The following is an 8,541-nucleotide window of genomic DNA, read 5'->3' as shown; positions in this document are numbered from 1 at the left end:
ACTCGCGAAATTAAACCCCACCCTCTTCTTGTATTTTCCAAAATGGGATGCTCCCTTATCTCCTGCTGGCGTTTCTTCTTTCAGGAGTTGATGAATGTCATTAATTTTTTTAGCTTTCTCTAGATGCCAGATTAAGTGGTTATAGATATAACCATCATCGGGTAAGGTATGCCATAATCCCTTTTCGGTCTTAGTTTGATAACGTTCTAATAATTGTTGATGAGCTGAGGATATTGATAATCCTAGCTCTGATTGAACCAGACTACGGGCTAAATCATGTAACAAATCATGGAGGCGATAGTTAGTTTCTGGTTTAGTAGAAACACCAGGTAGTAATAACGCTTTTTGTCGTAAGTATCTTAACGTATCTTTCGCTTCAACTAAATTACAATCCCATAAGGTAGTCGCCATGGTTTCAGTAATAGTGACATCCTCCGGCAGTATCCCTAACCAAGCAAAGTTTTTCAATCTATCGTCGTCGGATAATCCCTTTAAACTGAGATTAAAGGAAGCCACTAGACTGTAGTTTTTACGCTTAGCGTCACTTGGCTCTTCCTCTGCTTTCAATCGATCTAAAGCTTCTACACCAACAATTAAATCTTCTAAATCACCCAGTAACTCCTGCCAAGAGATGCCATCCCTAACTTGGGCAGCAGCTAATTCTAATGCTAGGGGTAAGTAGCCGACGGTTTTTGCTAAATTTTCAGCATATTCCAGTTCTTGATTAGTTAACTTGTTGTTGAAACAAGCGGTTAATAACTCCAAGGATTGATTGGGAGTCATCACATCTAAATCATAGGGAATCGCACCTTCAAGCTGGGCTTCTCTGGTAGTCACTAAAACCCGACAGCCATCCCCAGCTACTCGAAAGGGTTCAACATGGTCAGGATGCCAAACATCATCCACTACTAATAACGCTTTTTTATCGGATAATAATGTTTTTAGTTGTAACGAAGCGCTATCAATGTTAATCGGTTTGAAATCATAATCTCCTAATTGCTGTATCCACCTACTTAGAAAGGATAAGATATCAGGTTGCTGACCTAAGGTTGCCCAAAAAATCCCATCAGTAAAATGAGATTGAACCTCCTCGTCATGGGCTAAAGCAGCAGCTAAAGTGGATTTTCCAATTCCTCCTAAGCCATAGATGGCACTAATAACTAAGGTGCCAGCTTTTGCTGTTTCTTGGGATAAAAGGATTTGTTTTAGTGGTTCGCTTACTTCCGGGCGTTCGACATAATAAGGAGGAAGTGGAGGAGCTTGATTGAATCGAGTTTGGTTATTCATATTCTCAATGTTGTAATTCTCACTAGTAGTCACTAAATGCTCGATACTTTGGACAATTTCCGAATTTTGCTTAGGTGCTGCTTCTACTTCTAATACCACTTCGGCATAATCAAGAGGTTGTCTGGAGCTTTTGCGATTAGCCCGAAGGGCTACGCTACGCGAACGCAGTTACTGTATCTGGAGACTGTTTTCTCAGAAATTCCACAAACTGGCTAGTATTGTCCGAGACAACTTGCCCAATATTTTACCCAATTTTTTCTAAGGCTTTAGTGGCGAGCACAGTAGCAATAGCGAAAACGGCAGCAGCTAATGGTTCCATAGTTGAACGAGATTACTCACAGTCTCTGTTTATTATAGTATTTTTCAATTGGATGAGGTGGATTTTTTTAGGGAGTCGGGAGTCGGGAGTCGGGAGCAGGAAAATGCTATAATAAATTTGTACTCTCTTAGTCAAGGTAGTTTAAATAATGCTAATATTACCAGAAGAAGAATCAACTAAATTAGTTCTAGATAACCAGCACTTGATTATCGATGATTTAGCGATAATCGAGTCAAAACTTATGAAACTGCAGCAATCTAATCAAGAAGAATTTTCTGAACAACAGGAAATTCTTCTTGATTTCGTTACAATTATCGCAACAATGACTTTAGCAGAGATTTTGGCGGCAATTTTTTATGAACAAGAAGTTCAGCCTTTAATGACAGATCTGGGAGATGAATTTGAACTAAATGATCAAATCGCCACCGCCGAAACCATCGATAATCAATCATTACTTGCTATGGGGTGGAATCATTTAGGAGGATTGCTCCAACAACAGGGGAAATTAGATCAAGCACACCAGGCTTTTGAACGAACACTTGAAATTGCTCAAAGCATCAATAATCAATCATTACTTGCTATGGGGTGGAATCGTTTAGGAGGATTGCTCCAACAACAGGGGAAATTAGATCAAGCACACCAGGCTTTTGAACGAGCACTTGAAATTGCTGAAGCCCTCAATAATCAATCATTACTTGCCATTGGCTGGAACGGTTTAGGAGAAGTGCTCCAACAACAGGGGAAATTAGATCAAGCACACCAGGCTTTTGAACGAGCACTTGAAATTGCTGAAATCCTCGATAACCAATCATTACTTGCTATGGGATTGAAGCATTTAGGAGAAGTGCTCCAACAACAGGGGAAATTAGATCAAGCACAGCAGGCTTTTGAACGAGCACTTAAAATCAATACTGTTAATAAATTCAGTAGTCTTTACACAGGACTATCTAGATTATCAGCAGTCCTGGAAAAGAATATTGTTGACTTGTCTAAGGACTATCTAGAACGTCTTAAACGTAGATTAATCGCAATTTTGCAAGCTCCTGCCCTGGAATCTGAACAAAATGAGCTTCCAGAAGCAGCCAAAAACTATCTTATTGATATCAGAAATACAGCAAGGGGAATTTTGTGGCAGCTTGACAATTATCAACTATCTCATCAAAAGTATCCAGTTACAAACCTTTTAGATTGGCTAAAAACTGCACCAACTTGGGCTGGAGATGACTTTGAAGAGTCTTTGGACTATGTCAACCGAGTTAGGGAATAAATAGAGGAAATATTCTGTGTATTTACTAGACACTAACCACTGTAGTTTTGTGCTTATTCAAAAAGATTACCGAGTCATCCAAAAATTAGAGTCACTTATGCCAGATACAGAATTAGCTATCAACACGATTATTTACGGTGAATTACTAACTATGGCTGAGAAATCCCAAAGAATACAGGAAAACTTAGCATTGATAGAGGATTTTGTCAGCCGCTTGAAAATTTATCCCATAGACCAAGAAACTTCTAAAATTTATGGCAAGTTTCATGCTGAAATATTTGCCAATTTTGCTCCCCAAGACAAAGCCAAGCGTAGAAAATTTAACATCAAGGATGCCGGAGTACGCATCAACGATTTATGGATAGCTTGCACAGCCATACAACATAATTTAATTATTGTTTCAGAAGATAGAGATTATCGGAAAATGAATAAAGTCAGGAATCTCAAATTAGAGTGCTGGAAGTAATACAAATAACCTTAAATAAAATCAACAACAAAACAAAAAAAAATACACATAATTTAGTCTAAAACTTGCAAAATTCAGTAATTGTAAATAATTGTAAATATTAACAATTACTCCTTGCAATTTTCCGAGGAATTATCTATACTATAGAAAGTAAACACCGATACTAATAACCGCGCTGGCCATAACCTTAATAAACACCAGCGCGGTTTTCCTCCCACCTAAATAGGAGTTACTTCCATAATGCCAAACAAATCATAATCATCAATCCCGGCTTTTCTATCAGCTATCAGCTATCAGCTATCAGCTATCAGCTATCAGCTATCAGCCTATGTGCTACGCACACGCTACGCGAACAGCTATCAGCTTATGGGTTAGCTCACAGGCTGGAAGCCTGTGCCACGGTGCTTGAGCTACTTTTGAATAAAATAAGCTGACCACTGACGGCTGACCACTGACTGCTGACCGCTGACCACTATCGTTTTTTCCACTAATGTTGACTCAACGGTTAAGACAAGTTTTCTGGATTGGAACCTTAGTCAGTACCTTGTGTATGGCGAGTTGTACTGCTGATGGAGATAGCAATAATTCTTCTGTTTCCCCTAACTCCCCAATTACATCTGAAATGACATCTGATAACTTAAAGGAATCAAAACCACAACAAATCCAGGGAAAATTAATTTATGAAGCTATTCCTCCCGTCAAGTCAGTTAGAGCCTATCGGGGAGATCAGTTTTTTCTAATTACTAATCCCCAAAATCCCCGTCGCTTAGTACTGCGTGCTTCTCAAAACGTTTCCGATCAGCAATTACAATCCTTTCATAATCAACAGGTTGAGATAACAGCAGTGTATCGTGACGGCACCCGTCCTTCCCCTGAAAAAACTGCTTGTCCCCTAGATGTAGATGGGCAATGTCTGCCCCAAGGTGATGGCTATCAAGTGTTATCCATCGTAACTGTGGAAAAGTGAGATAGCGGTCAGCGGTCAGCCGTCAGCGGTCAGCTATCAGCGGTCAGCTATCAGCGGTCAGCCATCAGCGGTCAGCCATCAGCCGTGAGCTTTTAGCTAACGCTACGCGAACAGCTTATTTGATTCAAAAGCACCAATCACTAGCTTGCTCCAAAGCTGAATGCTGAATGCTGAATGCTGAATGCTGAATGCTGAATGCTTATTACCAAATCCCTCTAAAGACTCAGGTCAGATATTGCTTTAACTAGAGAAAATAAAATATAATGGTTGTTTTATCAAAAACTGCCATAGTCTAGAACAGGAGTCTACTACCGGTGGTTATAGAAATCCCCAAAAGCACTTACGAAGCTAAAACTCAGGAAATTGCCAGAGAACTTCTAGCCGCAACTCGGGAGAAAGGTTCCTTTCTTGCCCAAATGCGAGACCAAATGCGGTGGGATGATAAATTACTAGCCTGGGCAATGAGTAATCCGGGACTACGGGTGCAGCTATTTCGCTTCATCGATACCCTACCGGCACTCCGTAGCCAAACCGAAGTTGCTCGTCACTTTCAAGAATACTTAGGGGATGAGTCAGTAGAACTGCCTGCTGCCCTCAAGGGAATGCTTAATTTCACCAATCCTGACTCCATGCCAGGACAACTGGCAGCCAAAACCATATCTGCTGCTGTAGCCACCCTAGCCCAAAAGTATATTGCTGGGGAAAATCTCAACCAAGCCCTTAAAACCATTAAACGCCTGCGAAACCAGAAGATGGCATTTACCCTAGATTTATTGGGGGAAGCCGTAATTACAGAACCAGAAGCTCAGTCTTACCTAGACCGCTATCTACAACTGATCGAACAACTCACTGAGGCAGCCAAACAGTGGTCTAAGGTAGAGGAAATTGACGTTGCTGACGGTAAATCCTTGCCATTAGTGCAAGTATCGGTTAAACTTACAGCATTCTACTCTCAATTTGATTCTCTTGATCCTCAGGGTAGCCAAGAACGGGTGTGCGATCGCATCCGCAAATTGCTCCGCCGTGCCAAAGAATTGGGAGCGGCGGTTCATTTTGATATGGAGCAGTATGAGTACAAAGACATTACTTTCTCCATACTAAAAGAGTTGCTGATGGAAGAAGAGTTTCGCTCACGCACCGATATCGGTGTTACCATGCAAGCCTATCTGCGAGACTCGGAACAAGATTGTCAAGACTTGATTGCCTGGGCAAAACAGCGGGGTAATCCAGTAACGGTACGCTTGGTCAAAGGAGCCTATTGGGACCAAGAGACCATAACAGCACTGCAAAACCATTGGCCCCAACCAGTATATAACCAGAAAGCCGCCACAGATGCTAATTTTGAGCGTATCACCAAGCTGCTGCTAGAAAACCACGAGTATGTCTATAGCGCTATCGGTTCCCATAACGTGCGCTCCCAAGCTTATGCGATCGCAATGGCTGAAAATCTCAATATCCCCCGTCGCTGCTTTGAGATGCAAGTCCTCTACGGTATGGGAGACCAACTAGCCAAAGCCTTAGTAAATCAGGGTCATAGAGTAAGGGTTTATGCACCCTATGGAGAGCTACTACCAGGAATGGCTTACCTGATTCGGCGGCTATTGGAAAATACCGCAAATAGTTCCTTCCTACGACAAAGCTTAGAAGATCGACCCGTAGAGGAATTAATTGCACCACCACAACAGTTACAGGTTGGCCAGTTGAAGGTTGAAAGTTCACAACAGTCTTCTAATCTACCCGAAGGCAACGGCAAAGGCGAACAACCTTCTAACCTATTCACCAATGCTGCCAATACAGACTATGCTCAGCTAGACGCCAGAGAAAAAGCCACACAAGCCTTAGTTACCGTTCGCCAACAACTGGGTAAGACCTATTTACCCTTAATCAATGGGGACTATCAGTCTACAACAGACACAGTAGATTCTGTTAATCCCTCTAACCCTAGGGTCGTGATCGGGAAAATTGGATTAATTTCTGTAGAACAAGCAGAATTAGCGATCGCAAAAGCTAAAGCAGTATTTCCCAGTTGGCGACGTACACCAGTAAGCGAACGTGCTGGTATTTTACGTAAAGCAGGAGATTTGATGGAACAACGCCGTGCTGAATTATCAGCATGGGTCTGTCTGGAAGTTGGGAAACCATTACGAGAAGCGGATGCAGAAGTCTCCGAAGCGATTGACTTCTGTCATTACTACGCATCAGAGATGGAACGGCTCAGCGATGGATATAACTATGACATTGCTGGAGAAACCAATCGCTATGTCTATCAACCCCGAGGTATTGCCCTAGTCATTTCTCCCTGGAACTTCCCCATCGCTATTACCACAGGAATGACTGTAGCAGCCCTAGTGGCAGGAAACTGTACTTTACTCAAACCCGCAGAAAACTCCTCAGTGATTGCGGCGAAAATAGCTGAAATTTTAGTAGAAGCCGGGATACCCAAAGGAGTATTTCAATTCGTTCCAGGCAAAGGCTCAACCGTCGGTGCCCATATGGTCAAGCATCCCGATATCCATTTAATTGCCTTTACCGGTTCCCAAGAAGTCGGTTGTCGTATCTACGCCGATGCCGCCATTGTGCAACCCGGTCAAAAACATCTCAAGCGAGTCATTGCGGAGATGGGAGGTAAGAATGGAATTATCGTAGATGAAAGTGCTGACCTCGACCAAGCCGTAGCTGGAGTGGTCAAATCAGCATTTGGCTACAGTGGTCAGAAGTGTTCCGCTTGCTCCCGAGTAATTGTGTTGGAGCCAGTGTATGAGAGCTTCCTAAAACGGTTAGTTGAAGCAACGCGATCGCTTAACATTGGGCCAGCAGAAGCACCCAGTACCCAGGTTGGTCCAGTCATAGATGCTACTTCACGCGATCGCATTCGGGAGTACCTTGAAAAAGGACGTCAGGAAGCTAAGGTAGCATTAGAAATGCCAGCACCTGACACCGGATACTTTATTGGTCCAGTGATCTTTAAGGATATCTCCCCCAACGCCACCATTGCCCAAGAAGAAATCTTTGGTCCAGTAGTAGCGGTAATGGCCGCAAAGAATTTCCAAGAAGCCCTTGATATTGCCAACAGTACCAACTATGGGCTCACCGGAGGCTTATATTCTCGTACTCCATCCCATATAGAACAAGCCTCAGCCGAGCTTGAGGTCGGTAATCTATATATCAACCGCAATATTACCGGTGCCATCGTATCACGGCAACCGTTTGGTGGGTTCAAGATGTCTGGAGTAGGGTCAAAAGCAGGAGGTCCCGATTATCTAGTCCAATTCCTCGAACCCCTTACTATTACTGAAAATATCCAACGACAAGGCTTTGCACCCATCGAAGGAATGGAATAGTTTTTAGGTAAGCATTCAGTTATCAGCATTCAGCTATCAGCATTCAGTTATCAGCATTCAGCTCATGGGCACGCTACTTGAGGTGCTATCAGCCATAGGCCGAGAGCTGACCGCTGAGAGCTGACCGCTGACCGGTAAAGCTTACTTATGAACTTAGTAGGAAATTCCTCGATATTTCTTTTTAGAGCCTTGTAGAACAAACCCTTTATCATCGGTCGTTAACTGGGATTCCGGTAACTGGATTAAGATAGTTTCCACTTCATAGGAAATCCCTCGATATTTTTTTTTTGACAGCCGTTTAATAGATTGCTCAGTAATTTCCTGACACCGAGGATGCAGGTGGAACTCAGAGTCCGCAATCTCTTGCTCTTGATTGAGATTACCAGTAGCTACTTTTGGAGTTGCCACAGACTCAGATTCCGGTGGATTGTACCAGTAACCAGCTTCTTGTTCGCGCAGCGTGCGGGTAGCGCAAGTGATAATTGCAGTTTCTGAAGATGTTTCAGATTTTGACAGTGAATCAGGTTTACCTGATACAGGGAGTTGGTTATGATTTGTGCTTGGTTCACCATCAAGACTGTCAGAAACTCTCCCTTCCGGTTGGGGGCTATTGATTGGTAAAGCAGAAGCTTCATCGGTTAAAATCACCCCTTGTTGCTCAATCCAAACTGTCAGATAATGCGGATGTTTTAAAATTAAACACAGAGGCCGAGATTCCTCAGAGATTTCGCAACAACAAAACTTGACGGCTTTTTCATAAGCATTTAGGGGAAGATCAAAACCTCTAGTGAATTGTTTATTTTGGAAAATAATTGTAGATTCATCCACCCACTGAATCTCTTCTTGATGCAGTCGCTCATGGGGAGGGGCTGTGTGCGGAACCTGCGTCCGCAC

6 protein-coding genes are annotated in these 8,541 nt (G+C 42.8%); 4 read left to right on the top strand and 2 right to left on the bottom strand.

The window, feature by feature from the left end:
- Positions 1-1,386 (bottom strand): NB-ARC domain-containing protein (locus AC4II3_RS29215; RefSeq protein ID WP_488009526.1); only part of this gene is annotated, 1,386 nt, incomplete at its 3' end.
- 461 nt (positions 1,387-1,847) lie between these two features.
- Here AC4II3_RS29215 and AC4II3_RS29210 point away from each other — a divergent pair.
- The 4 genes from AC4II3_RS29210 (at position 1,848) to pruA (ending at position 7,647) form a co-directional block, all read left to right on the top strand.
- Positions 1,848-2,873 (top strand): tetratricopeptide repeat protein, encoded by a 1,026-nt coding sequence (locus AC4II3_RS29210; protein ID WP_490722984.1) that lies wholly within the window; start codon positions 1,848-1,850, stop codon positions 2,871-2,873.
- Positions 2,874-2,889: 16 nt separating this feature from the next.
- Positions 2,890-3,339, top strand: a complete 450-nt coding sequence (locus AC4II3_RS29205; RefSeq protein ID WP_488009530.1) for a type II toxin-antitoxin system VapC family toxin — start codon at positions 2,890-2,892, stop codon at positions 3,337-3,339.
- Positions 3,340-3,829: 490 nt separating this feature from the next.
- Positions 3,830-4,306: a hypothetical protein gene (locus AC4II3_RS29200; protein WP_488009532.1), complete on the top strand. Its 477-nt coding sequence runs from the start codon at positions 3,830-3,832 to the stop codon at positions 4,304-4,306.
- A 314-nt stretch (positions 4,307-4,620) separates the two neighbouring features.
- Positions 4,621-7,647, top strand: coding sequence for an L-glutamate gamma-semialdehyde dehydrogenase (pruA, locus tag AC4II3_RS29195; protein WP_488009533.1), 3,027 nt, complete (start codon positions 4,621-4,623; stop codon positions 7,645-7,647).
- Between the two features lie 153 nt (positions 7,648-7,800).
- Here the strand turns inward: pruA and AC4II3_RS29190 are convergent.
- The coding region (locus AC4II3_RS29190; RefSeq protein WP_490722983.1) for a hypothetical protein at positions 7,801-8,541 on the bottom strand (741 nt) is incomplete at its 5' end.

This window comes from Moorena sp. (assembly GCF_982860115.1).
This window is presented reverse-complemented; position numbering and strand designations above follow the sequence as displayed.